The following is a 22,319-nucleotide window of genomic DNA, read 5'->3' on the forward strand; positions in this document are numbered from 1 at the left end:
AAAAGCCCCGCTACCTGCTGGCGGGGCTTTTTGTTTTCTGTCGAGTCATGCAGCTATGGCGCGCTGGTTTTCTATCCAATGTTGGATGCGGTGTACCTGATCTTCATCTAGCCGAAGGCCCAGTTTGTTGCGCCGCCACACGACATCTTCTGCAGTCCGCGCGTATTCTTTGGTCACAAGCCATTCCAATTCACGCTCGGTCAATGTCGCGCCGAAATTTTCGCCTAAGTCTTTTTCGGACTGCGCATCGGCCAGAATAGTCCGCGCCTCTGTCCCGTAAGCGCGCGCAAGACGTTCCGCCCATGCCCGATCCAAGAATGTGTAGTCGGCTTCGAGCCCGGCAATCAGGTTTTGAACGCCATCAACAGGAAAATCTCCTCCGGGCAATGCGACGCCTGCTGTCCACGGCCCCGGCAAATTCGGGAAATGCTCGGCCACTTTTTCCAGCGCGCTTTCAGCGAGCCTCCGGTACGTCGTGATCTTTCCACCAAACACATTCAGGATCGGTGCCCCGCCCTGAGCATCCACCTTCAACGTATAGTCCCGCGTCGCGGCGGTCGCGCTCGTGGCGCCGTCGTCATAGAGAGGCCGGACGCCGGAATACGTCCAGACAATGTCATCGCGCGATATGGGCTGCTTGAAATATTTCGACGCGAAAGCGCAAAGGTATTCCTGTTCCGCTTCTGTACAAATTGGCGGCTCTGAGGGGTCAGGGTGATCTTGGTCGGTCGTACCGATCAACGTGAAATCGCGTTCATAGGGAATGGCGAAAATGATGCGGCCATCCTGACCCTGAAAGAAATAGCATTTGTCGTGGTCAAACAGCTTTCGGGTCACAATATGGCTTCCCCGCACAAGCCGAACACCTTCACGCGAGTTCACTCGTATCTTGGTCTGAATAATATCGCCGACCCACGGTCCACCAGCGTTAATCAGCATCCTTGCCTTCACCAACCGTGACTCACCGCTGTTTTCGTCGCGGATTGTGACATGCCACAGGTCGTCCACTCGTTCAGCCGACATTACCTTGGTTCGCAACATGATCTGGGCACCGCGCGACTCGGCATCCCGAGCGTTTAGAACGACAAGCCGCGAGTCCTCGATCCAGCAATCCGAATACTCGTAAGCCGTTTGGAACTTTTCCTGCAAAGGCCCACCCTCTGGAGAACTGCGCAGGTCCAAAGACGACGTGCCCGGAAGAATTTTCCGGCCGCCAAGGTGGTCGTACATGAAAAGACCCAGCCGGATCAGCCAAGCGGGTCGGCGGCCACGCATCCACGGCATCACTGTGCTCAGCAACCGGGACGTCGGCGTGTCTGAATCGAACCGCATGTCTTCGTGGTATGGCAGAACAAACCGCATCGGCCAGCTGATATGGGGCATGGCCCGCAAAAGGGTTTCGCGTTCGACCAGCGCCTCGCGGACCAGCCTGAACTCAAAATATTCGAGGTATCGCAATCCACCGTGAAACAGCTTGGTCGAAGCCGAAGAAGTGGCCGATGCCAAATCGTTCATTTCGGCCAACGTTACGGTCAGCCCTCGCCCGGCTGCATCCCTGGCAATGCCACACCCGTTTATGCCGCCCCCGATGATGAAAAGATCGCATACCTGTTCGTCTTGCCGTTCCATTCTCGGTCGATTCCCCACGCTGGCACATTCGGCGCCATTAACCCGGCGGACACTCGGTTCGTCAACGTGATTCTTCGTTTATGTTCGCTTTGTGCAAATCAGGCATTTATTTTTTTGTTAAATGTCGAACACTGAAACCTAATTCTTGCATTTTGACGGAAAGAGAACAAAAACGAACACTCTTACTTAACAGGAGACGCCCGTGTCACTTTCTTTCCGCCAGTCGGACATTCTGAAGATCGCCAAGCAGAACGGGCGCGTCATGGTCGAGGAGCTGGCCGAAACCTTTGATGTAACCGTCCAGACAATTCGCCGAGACCTGTCAGAGCTTGCAGATATGGGAAAGTTGGACCGCGTGCATGGCGGAGCTGTGCTGCGATCCGGTGTCTCGAACATTGGATATGAAGACCGCCGCGCGCTGAACGCAGACACCAAAGCCCGCATCGCGCAAGCCTGCGCCGATGACATCCCGGATGGCGCGTCACTTTTCATGAACATCGGAACCTCGACCGAGGCGGTCGCGCGTCAGTTGCTGAACCACAAGGACCTGATGGTCGTGACGAACAATATGAATGTCGCAAACATCCTAGTCGAAAACACGGATTGCGAGATCGTTGTTGCCGGAGGAGTCTTGCGCCGTTCCGATGGTGGCTTGATCGGAAACCTGACAATTTCGACGATCGAGCAGTTCAAGTTCGATTATGCGGTCATCGGATGTTCTGCGCTGGATGCAGAAGGCGACTTGCTGGATTTTGACTTTCAGGAAGTTCGGGTAAGTCAGACGATCATCGCACAGGCCCGTCAGACCTTGCTGGTCTCGGACCATTCCAAATTTCAGCGGACCGCCCCGGCGCGAATTGCGTCTCTGTCCGATGTCGATGCCTTCTACACCGACTTACCACTCTCCGATGATCTGACGCAGAAGTGCAACGAGTGGGACACGCGGCTTTGTTTGGCCCCCTAAGGCCCGTCGTTTTCGCATTTAGCGCGTATTCCCAAACGCGGTTCTTGTCAGACGCGATTTAGCCTGACAATATCACAACATATTGCAATCGTTGCACGGGAGGGAGGCTCCGGGCCATGATCGCGCTTTTATTCGCGTTACTTACAGCCACAATGGGGCTGAATTATTTTCGACTGACCACCGCAGCCAACGTGCTGTTTCTTATAACTCTGGCCCTGAGCGTTTACTGGTTCAAGTTTCACGCTACCAGCCAATTGACGATTCAACTCTAGGGGACTGCGATGACACCTGATCTGTCCCGGAACCTGAACGCCCTTGGCACACTGGCTGTCAGTCTGGTTTTGCTTCTGGCGTATATCTATCAGTTGATGTTGTACGAACTGCCCTGCCCCCTTTGCTTGCTGCAACGCGTTGGCTTTGTCGCCGTTGGGGTTGGGCTAGGGTTGAACCTTCTATACGGTGCGCGGCCCAGACATTACGCCCTGATGCTGATTGCCGCCCTCTTTGGTATCAGCGTTTCGGTGCGGCAAATTCTGCTGCATATCGTCCCGGGCACGGGGCACTATGGCTCGCCTGTTCTGGGTTACCACTACTATACGTGGGCGGCGATCTGCTTTTTCCTGATCCTGCTGGGAACCGCCATCATGCTGATGTTCGAGAGGCAGTACGCTGACGACACATCCGATCAGCCTCGGTTCGGCGGCAGCGCATTGGCGAAGGTCGCGTTCTTCATAATGCTGGGTTTGGCCGCCTTGAACGCAGTCTCGACCCTGCTGGAGTGCGGCCCCGGCATATGCGCTGACCCGCCTACGGACTACAAACTGATTGACGAACTGGGGACCAACGACTGAGGATGGGTCAACCGTCCCTCAAGGAGGCACGAGCATGGGACTATTGGGGCAGCCGCTTGGCTACTATGACTACCTGACATTTCTTGCGCTGATATTGCTGCTTGCTGCGGTTATGGGGCTGTTCCTGTTCCTGATGGGGTTGCCGGGCCGTATTGCGATCAAACGCAACCATCCACATGCCGAGGCAGTCAAGATCATGGGCTGGATGGGATTCCTTGCGATCGTGCCTTGGGTCCACGCGTTTATCTGGGCCTTCCACGACGGGACAACCGTGGATATCCGCCGTATGCCAGACGATGAACGGGACGCCGTGCGCAAAGAAATCAAGCGGTTGGGCGGAACGCTGACAGACGAATATCGCGACCCGCTTGACCCCGACGAGACGCAGAAGAGCTAAGCCAAAGGAACTGAAACACCATGTTTGTCGCCCTCGGCATTACGCTTTTCTACATCATTTTCGTCTGGTTCATTTTCTTCAAAATGCAATGGCTGCGGTTCAACATCGCTTGGGGCATCGTGTCCTTTTGGGTGGGCGCACACCTGCTGCTGATTTTCCTCGTCGCCTTGCGGTTTTTTCAGCCGTTTTCGATCGACAGCCATGTTGTCCGCTCGACCATCCAGATCGTACCCCGCCTGACCGAGCCGACGATCCTGACGGAGGTTTTGGTCGAACCCAACACCCAGGTCAAAAAAGGAGACCCGCTCTACCGGTTCGACGACACCGTTTTTTCGCTAGAGGTTGAGGAAGCCAACGCGCAACTGGTTGCCGCACAGCAGAACGCCAAGATCCTTGAACAGGACGTCATCGTTGCCGCCGAAGCCGTCGAGCGCGCGAACGCTAAGCTCGCCTATTCACTGACGCAGCAAGCGCGATACGAAAACCTCGTCCCTGCAGGCGGCGCGCGTCAGGATGAGTTGGACCGCTGGAATGAACAGGTCACCGAAGATCAGGCCTCGATCAAGGAAGCCGAAGCAAACCTTGAGAAAGCGGAACTGGCGCTGAATTCTCAGATCGACGGGGTGAATACGGGCATCCTACAAGCGCAAGCACAGTTGGAAAAGGCAGAGTATTTCCTTAATAATACAACGATCTACGCACCTGAGGACGGCATGATCGTGTCGCAACAGGCGCGCCCCGGCCTTGTTGTTGGCGATATTCGTCTGGGCGCGATTGCCAGCTTTGTGACCAAGGATAACCCTTATATTCTTGCGACCTATCGGCAGCAGAACCTCAAGTTTGTCGAGGTCGGTCAGGATGTCGAGGTCGCGCTGGACCTGTATCCCGGCGAAATCCTCACCGGCAAGGTCGAGGCAATCTGGTGGGCCACGCGCCAAGGTCAGTACCTGCCCTCCGGCCGCCTGCCCGGCTTTGAGCTGCCCAAATTGCCGGGCCGCATTGCGGTGCAGGTCTCGGTCGATCTTCCTGACGGCCACACTTTCCCCGCCGGTGGGCACGCGGCGGTGGCGATCTACACAGGCCAAGGCAAGAGCTTTGAGTTCCTGCGGCGTATCAATATCCGTCTTTATTCCTTCGCCAACTTCATCCGACCACTGGACATCTGAGGACGCGCAGCATGAACCGGACCAAATTCCGCAGCAGGGTAATCGGTACAGCGCTGAGCGCCGCATTACTTGCGGCATGCGCACCCGTCGGTCCCGATTTCGTGCGGCCAAATTCGCCGGTCGTGAAGCAATGGATCGAGGTGAACAGCCCGAGCGCTGGTTCAAGTGGCTTGACGTCACGCAGTGCGCCCGTGGCGCGCTGGTGGGAGACATTCAACGACCCCACACTGAACAAACTGATTGCAGAAGCCTATGCCCAGAACCTTGACCTGCAAGTGGCAGGAGCCCGCGTTTTGCAGGCCCGCGCGCAGTTGGGCATCGCGTTTGGCGAACTCTATCCGCAATCACAGGCCATCGGAGGGTCTATCGAGCGCCGCCAGATCAGCGAAAACCTTGGGCCAATCTCGGACATTAACCGGATTATCCCCTTGGACACCGAATTTTCGACCTCGCAAGTCGGCTTTGACGCACAATGGGAGCTGGATGTCTGGGGCGCGCAGCGACGAGGCGTCCAGGCTGCGCGCTCGAACCTTGCGCTTCAGGTCGCGAATTATGACGACGCGTTGGTCACTTTGACCGGCGATGTGGCCGCGCTGTACGTCAATATCCGCGCGTTGCAAGAATCTTTGGCTGTGGCGCGCGAGAACATTCAGTTGCAGCAGGAAAGCGCGGACCTTACCGAACTCCGGTTCAAAAACGGCGTCACGACTGAGCTGGATGTGCAGGAGTCCCAAGCGCTATTGAACAACACCAAGGCTTTGGTCCCTGCAATCGAAAGCGATCTGCAGCAGGCCAAGAATGCGCTGGCCGTGTTGCTGGGCGCGACCCCGTCAAGGATGGCCGGTTTGCTGGGGAATTCAGGACGTATCCCCACAGCGCGTTCCAACGTGTCCGTTGGCGTTCCGGCGGAGCTGCTGCGGCGACGCCCGGATGTGCGTGCGGCTGAACTGGCGGCGGCCACGCAATCGGCTCAGGTCGGGATCGCGCTGGCAGACCTTTACCCGCAGTTCATCCTGTCAGGTTCTATCGGAGTGCAGGCTTCGGGCGGTCGCGATCTGTTTTCGGCGGCCAGCACCACGGGACTTGCCAATGCCGGAGTGGTCTGGAACGTCCTGAACTATGGCCGGATCAAGAACAACGTCCGCGCGCAGGACGCGGCCTATCAAGCCCTTATCGCAAATTACCAGAACACTGTCCTGACGGCCTATTCCGAAGTTGAAAGCGCGATGGTCGCTTACACTCAATCCCGCAAACAGGTCGGGTTTTATGAAAACAGCGTCGCCGCATCACGCAAGGCGGCCGAGATTGCGGTGGATCAATACCGCGATGGGGCTGCCAGCTACTCTCGCATCTTGAACACGCAAACGGCGCTGCTGCGGTCACAGGCGAATTTGATCGAGGCACGGCAACAAGTGTCGAACAACCTTGTTTCAGTCTACAAAGGTCTGGGTGGGGGCTGGCAGATTCGTCAAAATCAAGAGTTCCTGCCCGAAACCGTCCTTGCAGAGATGGCATACCGCACAGATTGGGGTGACCTGCTGCAAGAAACGCCGACTGGGGTCAGCCTGAACTGATCGCTATTTCGTCAGACCTTTCAGCCCGCCCGAGATAAGGATATTCACCTCGTACAGTATGCGCGGGGCCGCTAGACCTCCGGGGCTGGCCAGATAGTTCGGGCTCCAATCCGGGTCGAACTTCTGCTTAAAAGACCGCAGCCCCTCAAAGTGGTAGAACTGCTCACCGTGCTCGTACACGAACCCACCAATGCGGTTCCAGATCGAGGCAAGCTGACGGTTTTCGATCCCTGAAAATGGGGCAGCTCCCAATGAAAACCATTGGAACCCCTGCTCTGCCCCCCACGACATCATCTCGGCAAAAAGGGCGTCCATGACAAAGCTGGGGCTGTCAGGCTCATACCGCATCAGGTCCAGTGACAGTTCAGACTTGTGGCCACCCTGAAACAGATTGGCAAACGCAACGATTTCGCCCGTATCCCCGTTGCGCAGAACCGCATGGTCGAAATACGAAAGGTATTCGTTGTCGAACCCACCCAAGGCGAACCCTTTTTCTTCGCCCGCTTTTTGCGCGAGCCAATCATCGGAAATCTTCCGCAACTCGGGCAGAACCGGTGCCAGTTTCTCTTTGGGAATGATTTCAAACACATACCCTTCCCGCTCGGCCCGGTTCTTGGCCTGACGAAAGCGTTTGCGCGACTTTCCGTCCAAAGAGAAGTCTTTCAGCGGAACACGCGCAACCTCGCCGATTTTCAGGATCGACAGACCCAGATCAAGAAAAGTCGGCAGGTATTTGGTCGAAACGCTGTAAAACGCGCAGAGCTTGCCCTCACGGTCTGCCATTTCGCGAAGTTGCCAGATCAACTGCTGCCCGGCCGTTTCATCACCAACAGGCTCTCCCTTGGTGATCAGGGCGTTACCGGTGTCAGCGTAGGCCAGAAAGGCGTTTTCCTCGGGCGAGATCAGGAACTGCTTGTCGCCGGTCAGAGAGATTTGCGCCTCAGTATCTTCGCTTTCCATCGCCAGACGTTCGACCGCCGCGGGGATTTCAGTGCGAACAGGCGGTGGAATATCCCTTCCAAACAAGGTGTTCACGGCGACCACGCCCAGAATGACCGCCACAATCAAGCTCGAACGCAGGAAACGCGACGCATCGCCGTTCCACGCGAATTCCCACCAAAGGGAATTCTGATATTCGACATGAGAATAAGCAAACAAACCAATCCAGAAAATGACGGCCAGCAGAGCAATCACACTGACAAGCCACGGGATATTCAGCCTGAAAATCGACGCGCCACTTACGCGATAGAATGCGCCCCGGAACATGGCGAGCAAGGCGATTGTGCCCAGCATGCTAACCGCCTCGTGCGTGTTCAGACCTTTGGTCAGCGACGCCACAAACCCAACAACCATCAGCAACATGGCCACGACCCACGCCCGATAGAGTTTACGGAACAACCCGCGCGAGACGAGGATCAGCAGGACACCGACCGCACTGCCCGCCAGATGAGACGCCTCGACAAAGGACAAGGGCAGGAAATCCCGCAGAACCCCAAGGTTTTGGCTGCTGGTCGGCAACGCGCCGGAAACCAGCAGGATCACCCCGGCAACGGCTGATACCCCCGCGGCAACCATCGGCACGATCGGACGCAGAATGCGGTAAACCCACGTGGCGGCTCCGCCAATTCTGCGGCGGTGGGTCAACGCCGAAGCGACAGCGATTGACAGACTGGCGATGGCAAAAGGCAGGAACGTGTAAACCAACCGGTACAACAGCAGCGCAGCAATAACGTCCGAGCGGCCAGAAGCCCCCAGCCCCGCGATCAGCGTGGCCTCAAACGCTCCAATCCCCCCCGGCGCGTGGCTTAGGATGCCGACCGCGATCGCACCAATGTAAACCGCAAAGAAGAACGGGTAGCCAATGCCCAGATCATCGGGCATCAGGACATAGAGCGCCATTGACGCACCGAAAAGGTCACCAATGGCCGCGAGGGTCAGCAATCCGGCCAACTTACCGCCCGGCAGATTGAACCCCAGCCCCCCGTAGGCCAGTCTGCGCCCACCCCTTGCCAGCCAGATCAAAAGCGTCGCGAGGCCGATCAGAAGGCAAACACCTATGACGGTTTCGACGGTTTCGTCGATCGGAAGGATTTTGGAAATCCCATCGGGATGAAGGGTCAACAGGCAGCCCAGCAACAGGACCATACCCGACCAGAAGGCTATCCACGATGTGGCGATCACGCCCGCGACCCGCCCAAGGTCCAATCCAAGCGAGGCATAAATGCGATATCTGATCGCTGTCCCCGTGATGTAGGAAAAGCCCAGACAGTTTGAAACGGCATACCCGCAAGCGCCTGCCATACCTGCAACGGGCAAAGGAACCTCACCATCAGCCACGCTTTGAACGGCGAAAACGTCGTACATGGACAGGGAAACAAAGCTGAACGCCGTCCAGCAGACGGCAAAGAACATCAGCTTCCACGACGTGTTCGCCACGTCTGTCTGAACGTCAGACCATTTCACATGCGATGACAATTCATGCAAAACGACCAAAGCGATCAGTGTGACCAAGACTGGAATTGCGATACGGACCAGAGGTCGCTCAAGAAATCCCGTCGCACGTTCGGCCCAGCGAACCGCCCACAGTTCTTCGCCTGTGTCCTGCGTCGTCATGTTGTTCCCCTGCTCTCAGGTCTGACAATAGTCACTCGCGCGCGTTACCCGCTCAAGGAAACTGTTGCACAATTTCCTTGAGCTTCAAAGGACTACGGACATCAGACGCGCCCTTTGCGGGTGGATAGCAGAAGATTGGTTTCGGAACGGGTGATCCCTTCCATCCGGCGTATCTGAAAGAGAATCTCATCCAACTCGGCCAAGGTTTCGGTCCCGATTTCAGCGATCAGATCCCAGCTTCCATTGGTCGAATGCACGGCACGCACCTGTGGTAAGGCCGCGATCCGCGACATTGTCCGCTCGGTGCCGCGGCCTTCAATCTCAAGCATCATCAGGCCGCGAACCGGGCTTTGCGCCACATCCCGACGGGTCAGAACGGTGAACCCCACGATTTCCCCTGATTGCTTGAGGCGCTGCAAGCGACTGCGCACCGTTGCGCGCGTTACACCCAGCGTTTCGGCAAGCTCGGACAGCGACGCGCGCGCATCGCGGTGCAGAGCGCTGAGCAATCTACTATCCAAATCGTCCATACGTTCTTCCCATTTTGTATCATCGGGTACCTTTTTGAACACTTTGCAGTATATTCGCAACCCACAGCGATTGGTTAGATTGTCATATGGATACAGGAAATGTAATATTGGTCGGTGCCCCGATGGATGCGGGGAAACGCCGACAGGGATGCCGCATGGGCCCTGACGCCTATCGGGTGGCAGGGTTGGAGCAAGCTCTGACCAATTTAGGACATATGGTTCAGGACGTCGGTGATATTCGCCCTGATGACACTGACACTCCACCACATGATCACCTTTTCGCTCTGCCAGAATGCGTGGGCTGGACACGCGCCCTAAGCCGCGCGGCCCAAGACGCCGCTGCCAAGGGGCTGCCGATCTTTATGGGCGGTGACCACGCTTTGTCGATGGGCACGGTCAAAGGCATGACCGAATATGCCAACGGAATTGGCCGCCCAATGTTCGTTCTCTGGCTGGATGCGCACAGCGACTTCCACACCCCCGGCAGCACAGACAGCGGTAACCTGCACGGCACGCCTGTCGCCTATTTCACCGGGCAACAGGGGTTTGACGACTTTCCGGCTGTGACAACCCCGATTCCAACCGATCGCGTCGGCATGATTGGCCTTAGGTCCGTGGACCCGGCCGAGCGGCAACGGCTTGAACAGGACCAAGCAATGCTGGCCGACATGCGCAGCATCGATGAACATGGGATTAAAGCCCCCTTGATGGCATTCCTTGACAGGGTGCGGGCCGCAAACGGAATGCTTCATGTTTCGCTGGATGTGGACTTTCTCGACCCCTCAATCGCACCGGCTGTCGGCACAACAGTTCCCGGCGGTGCAACCGAACGCGAAGCGCATCTGGTCATGGAACTTCTACACGAAAGCGGGCTTGTATGCTCGCTGGACCTGGTCGAATTGAACCCCTTTTTGGATGAACGCGGTCGAACCGCAAAACTGATGGTCGATCTGGCTGCCTCATTGCTGGGGCGTCGAATCTTTGACCGCCCAACCCGGAGTTTCTGATGACACAACCTTCTGACAAGGCGCTGGTGCCATTTGTTTCTGTCGACAACATGATGCGACTGGTGCACCACATCGGTGTCGAGCGTATGATCACGAAGCTCGCCGCCCAGATCGAAGCAGACTTCAAACGCTGGGAAAGTTTCGACAAAACCCCCCGTATTCCAGCACATTCACCGCACGGCGTTATCGAGCTTATGCCGACATCGGACGGTGAGGCCTACGGGTTCAAATACGTTAACGGCCATCCGAAAAACACCTCGGAAGGGCTGCAAACGGTCACCGCCTTTGGGCTGCTGGCTGACGTGTATACTGGGTACCCCACATTGCTGACCGAGATGACCCTTCTGACGGCGTTGCGCACGGCCGCGACATCAGCGCTTGTCGGCAGCTATCTGGCACCAGAATCAGCCACAACAATGGCGATGATCGGAAACGGCGCGCAGTCAGAGTTTCAATGCCTGGCTTTCAAGGCAATGTGCGGCATCGATACGGTGCGCCTCTACGACACGGACGCCAAAGCAACCGAGAAATGCGCAGCAAATCTCAGAACGTCAGGCCTGACCGTCATTTTGTGCAAGACCCCTGAGGACGCTATCGAGGGCGCCCAAATCATCACCACCTGCACTGCCGACAAGAAATACGCCACGATCCTGACCGACAACATGGTCGGACCCGGCGTTCATATCAACGCAATCGGCGGCGATTGCCCCGGCAAAACCGAGCTTCACCGGGATATCCTGCTAAGGTCAGACATTTTCGTCGAATATCCTGAACAAACACGCGTGGAAGGCGAAATTCAGGCGCTTGATCCCGGTCATGCGGTCACGGAGATGTGGAAAGTAATGACCGGTGAGGCACAAGGCCGACGCGACGACCGGCAGATCACGCTGTTCGACAGTGTAGGCTTTGCAATCGAAGATTTCTCGGCCCTGCGCTACATCAAAACCGCGATCGAAGGGACAGATTTTTACGAGCCGCTCGATATGCTGGCTGACCCTGACGATCCGCGCGACCTATACGGAATGTTGATGCGGGCACGTTGAACGGGGGCTCTGCCCCCGCCGCCCTGCGGGCGCCTCCCCCGGGATATTTGGGGCCAGATGAAGCAGGGGATCCGCTCTTCATCTGGCTAAAAATATCCCGGAGCGCGAGGCAGAGCCTCGCAAAATACAAACTGCTAACCGGCAAGCGACGGAAGATAGAGAACAATGCCTGGGAACGCGACAAGCAATGCGATAGTGACCGCATCTGCTACAAAGAAAGGGGTCACCCCTTTGAAAACGTCCTGAACACTCAGGTCCGGGCGCACACCGGCAACGACAAAGCAATTCAGGCCGATCGGTGGTGTGATCAGGCAGAATTCAGCCATTTTGACCACAAGGATTCCAAACCAGATGGCGCACATCGGCCCTGACATGCCAAATGCACTATCCGCTGCACTGACAGTCTCGCCCCCGTTCAAAGCCATGACCGCAGGGTAAACAACTGGAAGTGTCAGCAACAGCATCCCGATGGCATCCATGAACATGCCCAGCACCGCATAGGCAAGCAGGATGCAAATCAGGATCAACATCGGAGACATTTCCAGCCCGGTGATCCAATCGGAGAACGCGCCCGGCAGATCGGCAAAACCGAGAAAGCGCACATAGATTAGAACGCCCCAGATGATCGAGAAGATCATCGCCGTCAGCTTTGCGGTCTCAAGCAGTGCGGACTTCAACTCGGTCCAGCGCATCCCGTGGAAAAGAGCGAAGCAGAACACGATAAATGCGCCGATTGCTCCACCTTCGGTAGGTGTACCCCAGGCTTTTTCACCAAAGGGATTGTAGACGAAACAGATGATGATCAGGATTACGGCCACGATCGGAAAGGCACCCGGTAGCGCGGCAAAACGCTGTTTCCACGTAAAGCCCGTGACCGGAGGGCCAACGGTTTTGAACACAACCGCAATCCCCACGATCAGCAATCCGTAGACCACGGCCGAAAACGCGCCCGGAATGAAACCAGCCAACAGGAGTTTTCCCACGTCCTGCTCAACAATGATGGCATAGATCACGAGAATCGCGGAGGGCGGGATCAAGGACGCCAGTGTCCCCCCAGCCGCCACCACACCCGCGGCGAATTGCTTGTTGTAGCCGACCTTCAGCATCTCGGGGATCGCGATGCGCGCGAAAACCGCTGATGTCGCAACTGAGGCTCCGGAGACAGCCGCGAAGCCCGCCGTGGCGAATACGGTCGATACGGCCAAACCTCCGGGCACCCAGGCGACCCAGCGTTTGGCCGCCTCGAATAATGCGCGGGTCAGGCCTGCATAGTAGGCAAGGTACCCGATCAGGATGAAGGTCGGGATCAGGCTGAGAGTATGGGCGGCGACCTTGGAATGCGGCACCTGCCCCGCTGTCTTGACAGCTACCGTCAGAGCTTTGCCGAACCGGTCCGGGTCGTAGCCAAACTTGGCCCAGAAGATCCAGACCAGCCCAACCAACCCTGCCAGTCCAGCGGCAAAAGCCACACGCATGCCGGTCACGACCAATACAAGCAGGCCACCGGTGACCCAGAGCCCGATGTCAATACTGTCCATCTACTCGTCCTGCCCCTCAAATTGTTCGGCTTCGGCTGCGGCTTGCGCTGCGGCATCCTGGATCAAAGGCACGGCCACAGGGCTTTCCAGCCCAAGAACAAAGGCACGGCCGTATCCCCAGATTTGAAGAACCAAACGCACACACAGCACCGAAAACGCGACGGGCGCCAACAATTTTGCAGGCCAAAGCGGGATACCGATGTCGATCGAGCTGTCGCGGCTCCACAATGGCGCGCCGAAATCGAACGAGCGGTCGAAATGGGACCAGCTTCCCCAGACAAGGGCCAGCATCAGCACAAGGATCAGAATGACCGAGATCAGTTCAAACAGCCAAAGCGCCCGCCCATGCAGGCGCGAGATAACGATGTCCATACGTATGTGGCCGCCATCACGCTGCACATAAGAGACGCCGAGGAACGCAATCAATGGCATCGCCTGTTCGATCCAGTCCACGTATCCGGGCAAGGGTGCGTTGATTGCATTTCGCCCGCTAACCGACACGACGGCAAGCACCATCAAGCCAAAGACGGCAAGACCGCTTATCAGGGCAAGAAACCGCTCTATCCTCAGTAGATGGTGATCCAGCCGGCTGAGGCGACTGCCATCTTCCAGCACCGTGGCCTGTCCTGCCATTCCGGTGATCCTCTTGTTTATTATTGGTATCCGGGTGCCCTGTCAGGCACCCGGAACAATCAAGTCAATTTCCGCCGCGCTGCTGTTTCAGCGTCGACTGAACCAGATCATACAAGTCCTGTGCAGGCAGACCCTGTGCGCTCATGTCCGCAATCCACTGTTCGCGGATTGGATCTGCGGCCTTGGTGCGGAATTCTTCGATCACGGCGTCGTCGATCATTACTTTCTCGACGCCCTTTTCGGAAAGCACACCGTCCCACTGCTCGAGCAGACCGCCGTAATTGGCGAGGTAGTGGTCAATCGCCTCGTCAACCGAACTGTCCAGAGCTTCGCGGTGCTCTGGTGACAGCGCCTCGTAAGCATCAATGTTCACGACAACCGGGCAATTCACAGTGCCGGGGTTCAGGTTGGCCGTCCACCAGTCAGCTTCGTTAATAGTGCCGAATGACAGGTGCGCGTGCTGAGCAAACGCTACGGTATCGACAACCCCTGATTCCATCGCGTTGAACGCCTCGGTTGCAGGGACCGAGGTGGGAACACCGCCAACCGCCTCGAACGCCTGACCCAGACCACCCGTCGCACGCACGCGCATTCCGTCGAAATCAGCGAGAGTTGCGCGAGGGTCGCCTGTTCCAACGAGGTTGTACTGAGGCATGGGCGACGTCATGATAATGCGCGCATTCCACTGGGCCATTTCATCCTTTACGGCGGGATGATCGTAGACAGCGTGGCTGACAGCCACCTCCTCGTCCAGAGTGTTTACCCCAAGGAAGGGCAGCTCAAGTACCGTGATCGCGCGGTTTTTGTCACGGTGGTAGCCCGCACAGAACTGGGCCATCTCAAATGCGCCGATCTCGATTCCGTCAAGGTTTTCACGCGGTTTGGACAAACCGCCATAGCTGACATTGATCGTGAAGTCGCCGCCGGTCTTTTCGTTGACCAACTCAGCCAGCTTTTCAACATGTTCGGTAAAGGCGCGACGTTTGCCCCAGACCGAAGCATTCCATTCAGTTGCTGCGGCCTCAGAGACAAACGCAACAGTCAAGGCAGCGACGGCGGCGCCGCTCAACATCTTTTTCATCATGATTTCTCCCTTTGATGCGCCCCCTCGCCTGGGCGCTTGGGGTAAAGCTAGCGCCAACATTACAATGTGCCAACCCCGGACAGCTGTCCGAAAATTCTACAGACAGCTCAGTTGAGCGCTAACAACCAAAAGATGAATTAGAAATGCTTCATTCAAAGTCGGGGGCGACCTGTGCGCCCCACGAAAATCTGTGACATTTAACAGTTTGTCTTTGCTTTATTTTTTCCAATTTTGTTGATTTTATTTACAGATGGCAACCAATGAAAGAAAGTTATTTACAAACTAATCCATAGTTTTCTGTAATTTATTTCCTTGTTTTCAGTTCTCCGTATTATCCGGTACTGGGAGGAAGCGGGTCGACATTGCCGGTTCAGCAGGCAAAATCGACTTAGTGAAATTTAGTCCAGAGGGAGGAGCCTCAGAATGACAACCGCTGCTCAGGCAGATGCCAAAGTCTATCCGCCATCCGCAGATACCGTTGCGCGTGCACATGTCGATGCTGAAAAATACACCGAGATGTACGCGGCCTCTGTCAACGACCCTGTCGCGTTCTGGGACGAACACGGGAAACGCGTTGACTGGATTAAACCCTATACGCAGGTCAAAGACGTCAACTTCGATTTCGGGTCCGTCGGAATCAACTGGTATGCCGATGGCACTCTGAACGTTTCGGCCAACTGCCTGGATCGTCACTTGAAAACGCGCGGCGATCAGACGGCGATTATCTGGGAGCCGGATGATCCAAACGACGCGGCCCAGCACATCACTTACGCCGAACTGCACCGCCGCACTTGCCGGATGGCAAATATCCTTGAGTCGATGGGCGTGCGCAAAGGCGACCGTGTGGTGATCTATCTGCCGATGATCCCCGAGGCCGCCTATGCAATGCTGGCCTGTGCACGGATCGGCGCGATTCATTCCATTGTTTTTGCAGGTTTCTCGCCGGACGCTTTGGCGGCGCGGATCAATGGCTGCGACGCGAAGGTTGTCATCACAGCGGACGAAGCACCGCGTGGGGGCCGCAAGACGCCGCTGAAGTCCAACGCGGATGCGGCTCTGCTGCACTGCAAGGACACCGTAAAATGCCTGGTGGTCAAACGCACCAACGGGCAGACCACGTGGATCAACGGTCGTGATTTTGACTACAACGAAATGGCGCTTGAGGCGGACGACTATTGCGCACCCACCGAGATGAACGCCGAAGATCCGCTGTTCATTCTTTATACCTCTGGCTCCACGGGCCAACCCAAAGGGGTTGTGCACACGACCGGCGGTTATCTGGTTTATGCCGCGCTGACACATGAGGTCACATTCGACTACCACGAAGGCGACATCTATTGGTGTACCGCTGACGTCGGCTGGGTCACCGGCCACAGCTATATCGTCTATGGACCGCTGGCCAACGGCGCGACCACGCTGATGTTTGAAGGTGTACCCACCTACCCGGACGCGGGCCGCTTCTGGGAGGTTTGCGCCAAGCACAAGGTCAATCAGTTCTACACCGCCCCGACCGCGATCCGCGCTCTGATGGGTCAAGGCAACGAGTTTGTCGAAAAGCACGACCTCAGCGATCTGCGTCTGCTGGGCACTGTGGGCGAGCCCATCAACCCCGAGGCGTGGAACTGGTACAACGAGGTTGTCGGTAAAGGAAACTGCCCGATCGTTGACACGTGGTGGCAGACCGAAACCGGTGGTCACATGATGACCCCTCTGCCCGGCGCACATGCGACGAAGCCGGGTTCGGCCATGAAGCCCTTCTTTGGCGTTCAGCCCGTGGTTTTGGACCCGCAATCGGGTGTCGAGATCAGCGGAAACGGAGTCGAAGGTGTTCTCTGCATCAAGGATAGCTGGCCCGGTCAGATGCGCACCGTCTGGGGCGATCATGAGCGGTTCGAGAAGACGTATTTCTCTGACTACAAAGGCTATTACTTCACTGGCGACGGCTGCCGCCGCGATGAGGATGGAGATTATTGGATCACCGGCCGTGTGGATGACGTGATTAACGTCTCTGGTCACCGCATGGGCACCGCCGAGGTTGAAAGCGCGCTGGTCGCCCACGCTGCCGTGGCCGAGGCCGCTGTGGTGGGCTACCCGCACGACATCAAGGGTCAGGGCATCTATTGCTACGTCACCCTGATGAATGATCGCACGCCTTCGGACGATCTGCTGAAAGAACTGCGCACTTGGGTGCGGACTGAGATCGGACCGATTGCCTCGCCGGATGTAATCCAGTGGGCACCGGGTCTGCCGAAAACCCGTTCCGGCAAGATCATGCGCCGTATTCTGCGCAAGATCGCCGAGAATGACTTTGGCGCGCTGGGTGACACGTCGACGCTGGCTGATCCGTCGGTGGTCGAAGACCTGATCGAAAACCGTGCGAATAAGTGAGGATGTGATGGACGCTGCCACGATCACCACACCCGCTGTTCTGATCCTTCTCGGCCCTCCGGGTGCCGGAAAGGGAACGCAGGCCCGGATGCTGGAGGACAAGTTCGGGCTTGTTCAACTCAGCACCGGCGACTTGCTACGCGCAGCCGTGGCTGCGGGGACAGAGGCAGGCAAAGCCGCCAAAGCCGTCATGGAGGCCGGTGACCTGGTCAGTGACGACATCGTCATCGCTATCCTGCGCGACCGTCTGGCCGAACCGGACTGCGCCAAGGGTGTCATTCTTGACGGCTTTCCGCGCACCACGGTTCAGGCGCAGGCGTTGGATACGCTGCTGTCCGAGACCAGTCAGAAGATCAACGCCGCGATCAGCCTTGAGGTTGAGGATGCGGAAATGGTCACGCGCATCTCGGGCCGGTACACCTGCGCCATGTGTGGCGAGGGGTATCATGACACGTTCAAGATCCCTGCGACTGACGGGAAATGCGACAAGTGCGGCAGTTCAGAGTTCAAGCGCCGCGCGGATGACAATGCCGAAACCGTTGCCTCGCGTCTTGCGGCCTATCACGCGCAAACGGCGCCTCTGATCACCTATTACCAAGACCAAGGCGTTCTGAAAGGTCTGAACGCCATGGGCGACATCGACGACATCGCAAGCCAGCTTGAGAAAGTTGTCAGCAGCGCGATGAACTAGGGGAACTCGGCCCGCCCGAAACTCAGGGCCGAATTCCTAAACGAATACTTCATCGGAACCGCCCTGGCGGACCGGAGGGGTTTTGCCTGATGCCACCCGGCCTTGGGCGTTACGAAAAGCGGCCCCAAGCGCTGGAGGACAAAGCAAGGGGTCGCAACAGGAGGAAGCGAAGGAGGACCCCGCGATGGCGGATCAATCAACAAACTCCGCGCAGACTGCCGAGGCCGACAAGGGCTATTGGCAGGCCAATCTGCGTCTCATCTACATCAGCCTCGTGATCTGGGCGCTGGTGTCTTTTGGATTCGGCATTTTGCTGCGTCCGCTGCTGTCGGGTATTTCCGTAGGCGGCACCGATCTGGGCTTTTGGTTCGCCCAGCAGGGTTCGATCCTGGTCTTTCTGGTGCTGATCTTCAACTACGCCTGGCGCATGAACAAGCTGGACGCCGAATTCGGCGTGGATGAGGAGTAAACCCCATGGACCAGTTTACCATCAACCTGCTGTTTGTCGGCGCGTCCTTCGCGCTGTACATCGGCATCGCGATCTGGGCCCGCGCGGGTTCCACTTCGGAATTCTACGCCGCCGGTCGCGGCGTTCACCCGGTCACCAACGGTATGGCGACAGCGGCGGACTGGATGTCTGCGGCCTCGTTCATCTCGATGGCGGGCCTGATTGCCTTTACCGGCTATGACAACTCGACCTTCCTGATGGGTTGGACCGGCGGCTACGTGCTGCTGGCGCTGCTGCTTGCGCCCTATCTGCGTAAATTCGGCAAGTACACTGTCTCGGAGTTCATCGGTGACCGGTTCTACAGCCAGACCGCACGTGTCGTTGCGGTGATCTGTCTGATCGTCGCCTCGGTGACCTACGTGATCGGTCAGATGACAGGCGTGGGCGTGGCCTTTGGCCGCTTCCTCGAAGTGTCGAACACATCCGGTCTGCTGATCGGTGCCTGTGTGGTGTTTGCCTACGCGGTGTTCGGTGGGATGAAGGGCGTGACCTACACGCAGGTCGCTCAGTACTGCGTGCTGATCACCGCCTATACCATCCCGGCGATCTTCATCTCGTTGCAGTTGACTGGCACACCTGTTCCGGCGCTGGGCCTGTTCGGTGACACCGCCAGCGGTGAGCCTCTGCTGACCAAGCTGGACGCGATCGTGACCGAGCTGGGCTTTAACGAATACACGGCCCACCACTCGAACACGCTGAACATGGTGCTGTTCACCCTGTCGCTGATGATCGGTACGGCGGGTCTGCCGCACGTCATCATGCGCTTTTTCACCGTGCCCAAAGTGTCGGACGCCCGCTGGTCGGCAGGCTGGACGCTGGTCTTCATCGCGCTGCTGTACCTGACCGCCCCTGCGGTTGGCGCAATGGCTCGTCTGAACATCACCGACATGATGTGGCCCAATGGAGGCATCGACGGTGGCGCTGTGACGGTTGAACAGATCGACAACGATGCCCGCTATGACTGGATGCAGACATGGCAGAAAACCGGTCTGCTGGACTGGGAAGACAAGAATGGCGACGGCAAGATCCAGTACTATAACGACGCAAATGCCGACATGCAGGCACTTGCCGAGGAAAAAGGCTGGGTTGGTAACGAGCTGACCAAGTTCAACCGTGACATTCTGGTTCTGGCCAACCCCGAGATTGCCAACCTGCCGGGTTGGGTGATCGGTCTGGTCGCGGCCGGTGGTCTTGCGGCTGCTCTGTCGACTGCTGCGGGTCTGCTGCTGGCGATCTCGTCGGCTGTGTCCCACGACCTGATCAAAGGGGCGATCAACCCGCAGATCTCGGAAAAGGGTGAGTTGATGTCGGCCCGTGTCGCGATGGCTGTAGCCATCGTCGTGGCAACCTATCTGGGTCTGAATCCTCCGGGATTTGCGGCGCAGACGGTGGCCTTGGCCTTCGGTCTGGCGGCGGCCTCGATCTTCCCGGCGTTGATGATGGGGATCTTCTCGACCCGCATCAACAACACCGGCGCGGTCGCGGGTATGCTGGCCGGTCTGGTCGTCACTCTGGTCTACATCTTCCTGCATAAGGGCTGGCTGTTCATTCCGGGCACCAACTCGTTCACCGATGCTGACCCGCTGTTGGGTCCGATCAAGTCGACCTCGTTCGGCGCAATCGGTGCCATGGTCAACTTTGCCGTCGCCTATGTGGTGGCCGGTGCGACCAAGGAAACCCCGCAGGAGATCAAAGATCTGGTCGAAAGCGTCCGCATTCCCCGTGGCGCGGGTGCAGCTCAGAATAAATGAGCATGATGCGGCCCAAAGCGTACTTGCCAAAGGCCGCATCTTTCGACTGACTACTCCCGCCCGGCACACCACCGGGCGGGATTTTTCACCCCGAGACCGAGGAGTATTCCATGCCCCTGTCCCATGACGAGATCACCCGGTTTCTGAAATCCGTACACCCTTATGACGCCCTGCCTGCCGATGTCCTGGACTCGGTGGCAAATCAGATCGAGGTCTGGGAGGTCGAAGAAGATTTCCCCGTGTACGAGCTGGGCCACTCCCTGCCCGGCGTATTCGTGATTTATGAAGGACAGGTCGAGATCAAGGATGAGAATGACGCCGTCGTATCTCATCTGGGGTTGCGCAACTCGTTCGGAGAGCGAGGACTGCTGAAAGACGGGAAAGCCTCGACAAAGGCCCGAACGCATGCGCCGTCGGTCCTGCTGGTGCTGCCGCCCGAATTGGTCAAGGAATTGATCGAAGGGCATGACGTCGTATCGAAGTTTTTCGACCGGTCCAGAGGTCAGCGCGCGGGACCGCAGAGCCTCGCCACCAGTGCAATCGACGTACTGATGGCCCACAATCCCGCCACGTGCCCGCCCGAAACTCCGGTCCGAGAGGCCGCAAAGATGATGCGGGACATGAGCATATCATCCCTGTGCGTGACGAACGGCGAAGACCTGCTTGGCATCATCACGCTGCGGGATATTTCCAGCAAGTACGTCGCCGAAGGGATGTCCAAGGATACCCCCGTTTCGACCATCATGACGGCCGACCCGATCACGTTGTCTCCGTCCGACATTGGCTCAGACGTTCTGCACGTGATGATGGAGCGCGGGATCGGCCACATCCCGATTACCGAAGGTGGCCGCATCGTTGGGATCGTGACACAAACGGATTTGACGCACTATCAAGCCGTAAATTCAGCAGAGCTTGTACGTCGGATCGCCGCTGCGCAAAGCGCACAACAGATGGCCGTTGTGACCGACGAGATTCCACAGCTCTTGGTGCAGCTTGTCGCCGCCGGAAACAGGCATGAGATCGTCACGCGTCTGATTACCGACATCGCGGACACTGCAACACGGCGGTTGCTGATACTGGCCGAGGCGGAACTTGGCCCGCCGCCCGCGCCCTACCTCTGGCTCGCCTGTGGATCGCAGGGACGGCAAGAGCAAACGGGGGTCTCGGACCAAGACAACTGCCTGATACTGGATGACAGTGTATCGGATGGTGACATGGCCTATTTTCATGCGCTGGCCAAATTTGTCTCGGACGGGTTGGACACATGCGGGTATTTCTACTGCCCCGGCGATATGATGGCGACCAACCCGCGCTGGTGTCAGCCCGTGCACGTCTGGCGGGACTATTTCAAAGGCTGGATCGCCAAGCCCAATCCCGAGGCGCAGATGTTGGCCTCGGTCATGTTTGACCTGCGACCGATCGGAGGCGCATTCAACCTGTTCGACGACCTGCAGGCTGATACGCTGGCCTCGGCGCAAGCAAACTCGATCTTTGTGGCGCATATGATCTCGAACTCGCTGAAACATACGCCGCCGCTCGGATTGCTGCGCGGCTTTGCCACGATCAGATCAGGTGAACACCGTAACACGTTGGATTTGAAACATAACGGAGTAGTTCCAGTGGTCGATCTTGCACGCATTTACAGCTTGCAAGGTCAACTGACCGAAGCCAACACCCGCGCGCGTCTGAAAGCTGCTGGTTCCGCTGGCATCCTCAGCCCGTCTGGAGCGCGCGACTTGCTAGACGCATACGACCTGATTGCTGAAACACGGCTGGAACATCAGGTCAGGCTGGTGAAATCTGGCAAGAAACCGGACAACTTCCTACCGCCCTCTGACCTGTCCGACTTTGAGCGAAGTCATCTTCGGGATGCTTTCGTCGTGGTAAAGACGATGCAGTCTGCGGTAGGTCACGGAAAGGGAATGCTGGGTTAACCCGGCTGGAATTCGGAG

19 protein-coding genes are annotated in these 22,319 nt (G+C 57.5%); 13 read left to right on the top strand and 6 right to left on the bottom strand.

Features of this window, described 5'->3' with window-relative positions; translation table 11 throughout:
• Nucleotides 1–45 precede the first annotated feature (45 nt).
• A complete protein-coding gene (gene glpD, locus ACR0B7_RS05060) occupies nucleotides 46–1,629 on the bottom strand; it encodes a glycerol-3-phosphate dehydrogenase (RefSeq protein WP_480681030.1) in 1,584 nt (527 codons plus the stop codon).
• Between the two features lie 202 nt (nucleotides 1,630–1,831).
• Here glpD and ACR0B7_RS05065 point away from each other — a divergent pair, with 202 nt between their 5' ends.
• The 6 genes from ACR0B7_RS05065 to ACR0B7_RS05090 all read left to right on the top strand — a co-directional run bounded on the left by ACR0B7_RS05065 (nucleotide 1,832) and on the right by ACR0B7_RS05090 (nucleotide 6,581).
• A complete protein-coding gene (locus ACR0B7_RS05065) occupies nucleotides 1,832–2,593 on the top strand; it encodes a DeoR/GlpR family DNA-binding transcription regulator (protein WP_170416966.1) in 762 nt (253 codons plus the stop codon).
• Nucleotides 2,594–2,709: 116 nt separating this feature from the next.
• On the top strand, nucleotides 2,710–2,865 hold the full coding sequence (locus tag ACR0B7_RS05070; RefSeq protein ID WP_480681032.1) for a DUF5993 family protein: 156 nt from the start codon (nucleotides 2,710–2,712) through the stop codon (nucleotides 2,863–2,865).
• A 9-nt stretch (nucleotides 2,866–2,874) separates the two neighbouring features.
• The gene (locus ACR0B7_RS05075) at nucleotides 2,875–3,444 is read left to right on the top strand and encodes a disulfide bond formation protein B (protein WP_170482361.1); all 570 of its coding nucleotides are present in this window, start codon (nucleotides 2,875–2,877) and stop codon (nucleotides 3,442–3,444) included.
• Between the two features lie 34 nt (nucleotides 3,445–3,478).
• Nucleotides 3,479–3,841 carry a DUF3302 domain-containing protein gene (locus tag ACR0B7_RS05080; protein WP_170383924.1) on the top strand — a complete coding sequence of 121 codons (363 nt, stop codon included), beginning with the start codon at nucleotides 3,479–3,481 and terminating at the stop codon, nucleotides 3,839–3,841.
• 20 nt (nucleotides 3,842–3,861) lie between these two features.
• The gene (locus tag ACR0B7_RS05085) at nucleotides 3,862–5,007 is read left to right on the top strand and encodes an HlyD family secretion protein (protein ID WP_170569022.1); all 1,146 of its coding nucleotides are present in this window, start codon (nucleotides 3,862–3,864) and stop codon (nucleotides 5,005–5,007) included.
• 11 nt (nucleotides 5,008–5,018) lie between these two features.
• A complete protein-coding gene (locus tag ACR0B7_RS05090) occupies nucleotides 5,019–6,581 on the top strand; it encodes an efflux transporter outer membrane subunit (protein ID WP_170482366.1) in 1,563 nt (520 codons plus the stop codon).
• A gap of 3 nt (nucleotides 6,582–6,584) precedes the next feature.
• Here the strand turns inward: ACR0B7_RS05090 and mprF are convergent, their stop codons facing one another.
• Together mprF and ACR0B7_RS05100 are read right to left on the bottom strand one after the other, a co-directional pair.
• Nucleotides 6,585–9,194 (bottom strand): bifunctional lysylphosphatidylglycerol flippase/synthetase MprF, encoded by a 2,610-nt coding sequence (gene mprF / locus ACR0B7_RS05095; RefSeq protein ID WP_170482369.1) that lies wholly within the window; start codon nucleotides 9,192–9,194, stop codon nucleotides 6,585–6,587.
• A 101-nt stretch (nucleotides 9,195–9,295) separates the two neighbouring features.
• The gene (locus ACR0B7_RS05100) at nucleotides 9,296–9,724 is read right to left on the bottom strand and encodes an Lrp/AsnC family transcriptional regulator (RefSeq protein ID WP_170482371.1); all 429 of its coding nucleotides are present in this window, start codon (nucleotides 9,722–9,724) and stop codon (nucleotides 9,296–9,298) included.
• Nucleotides 9,725–9,810: 86 nt separating this feature from the next.
• On the opposite strand from ACR0B7_RS05100, the gene rocF reads away from it, so the two are divergent.
• Complete coding sequence (gene rocF, locus ACR0B7_RS05105; protein WP_170482374.1) at nucleotides 9,811–10,731, top strand: arginase; 921 nt, start codon at nucleotides 9,811–9,813, stop codon at nucleotides 10,729–10,731.
• Entirely contained in the window at nucleotides 10,731–11,774 is a 1,044-nt protein-coding gene (locus ACR0B7_RS05110; protein ID WP_170482376.1) for an ornithine cyclodeaminase, read from the top strand. Before rocF ends, ACR0B7_RS05110 begins: the two co-directional genes overlap by 1 nt.
• Before the next feature lie 134 nt (nucleotides 11,775–11,908).
• Here the strand turns inward: ACR0B7_RS05110 and ACR0B7_RS05115 are convergent, their stop codons facing one another.
• From ACR0B7_RS05115 to ACR0B7_RS05125, 3 genes are all read right to left on the bottom strand, one after another.
• Nucleotides 11,909–13,312 (bottom strand): TRAP transporter large permease, encoded by a 1,404-nt coding sequence (locus ACR0B7_RS05115; protein ID WP_170482378.1) that lies wholly within the window; start codon nucleotides 13,310–13,312, stop codon nucleotides 11,909–11,911.
• The gene (locus tag ACR0B7_RS05120) at nucleotides 13,313–13,945 is read right to left on the bottom strand and encodes a TRAP transporter small permease (protein WP_170383908.1); all 633 of its coding nucleotides are present in this window, start codon (nucleotides 13,943–13,945) and stop codon (nucleotides 13,313–13,315) included.
• Between the two features lie 64 nt (nucleotides 13,946–14,009).
• Nucleotides 14,010–15,026, bottom strand: coding sequence for a C4-dicarboxylate TRAP transporter substrate-binding protein (locus tag ACR0B7_RS05125; protein WP_170483045.1), 1,017 nt, complete (start codon nucleotides 15,024–15,026; stop codon nucleotides 14,010–14,012).
• A 426-nt stretch (nucleotides 15,027–15,452) separates the two neighbouring features.
• On the opposite strand from ACR0B7_RS05125, the gene acs reads away from it, so the two are divergent.
• The 5 genes from acs (at nucleotide 15,453) to ACR0B7_RS05150 (ending at nucleotide 22,301) form a co-directional block, all read left to right on the top strand.
• Nucleotides 15,453–17,417 (top strand): acetate--CoA ligase, encoded by a 1,965-nt coding sequence (gene acs, locus ACR0B7_RS05130; RefSeq protein ID WP_170482382.1) that lies wholly within the window; start codon nucleotides 15,453–15,455, stop codon nucleotides 17,415–17,417.
• A 7-nt stretch (nucleotides 17,418–17,424) separates the two neighbouring features.
• Entirely contained in the window at nucleotides 17,425–18,108 is a 684-nt protein-coding gene (locus tag ACR0B7_RS05135) for an adenylate kinase (protein WP_170569028.1), read from the top strand.
• Between the two features lie 184 nt (nucleotides 18,109–18,292).
• On the top strand, nucleotides 18,293–18,577 hold the full coding sequence (locus ACR0B7_RS05140) for a DUF4212 domain-containing protein (RefSeq protein ID WP_170383899.1): 285 nt from the start codon (nucleotides 18,293–18,295) through the stop codon (nucleotides 18,575–18,577).
• A 5-nt stretch (nucleotides 18,578–18,582) separates the two neighbouring features.
• Entirely contained in the window at nucleotides 18,583–20,367 is a 1,785-nt protein-coding gene (locus ACR0B7_RS05145) for a sodium:solute symporter family protein (RefSeq protein ID WP_170383897.1), read from the top strand.
• Between the two features lie 110 nt (nucleotides 20,368–20,477).
• Nucleotides 20,478–22,301, top strand: a complete 1,824-nt coding sequence (locus ACR0B7_RS05150) for a DUF294 nucleotidyltransferase-like domain-containing protein (protein WP_170482388.1) — start codon at nucleotides 20,478–20,480, stop codon at nucleotides 22,299–22,301.
• Nucleotides 22,302–22,319: the final 18 nt, after the last annotated feature.

The organism is Ruegeria sp. BB6 (genome assembly GCF_056539385.1).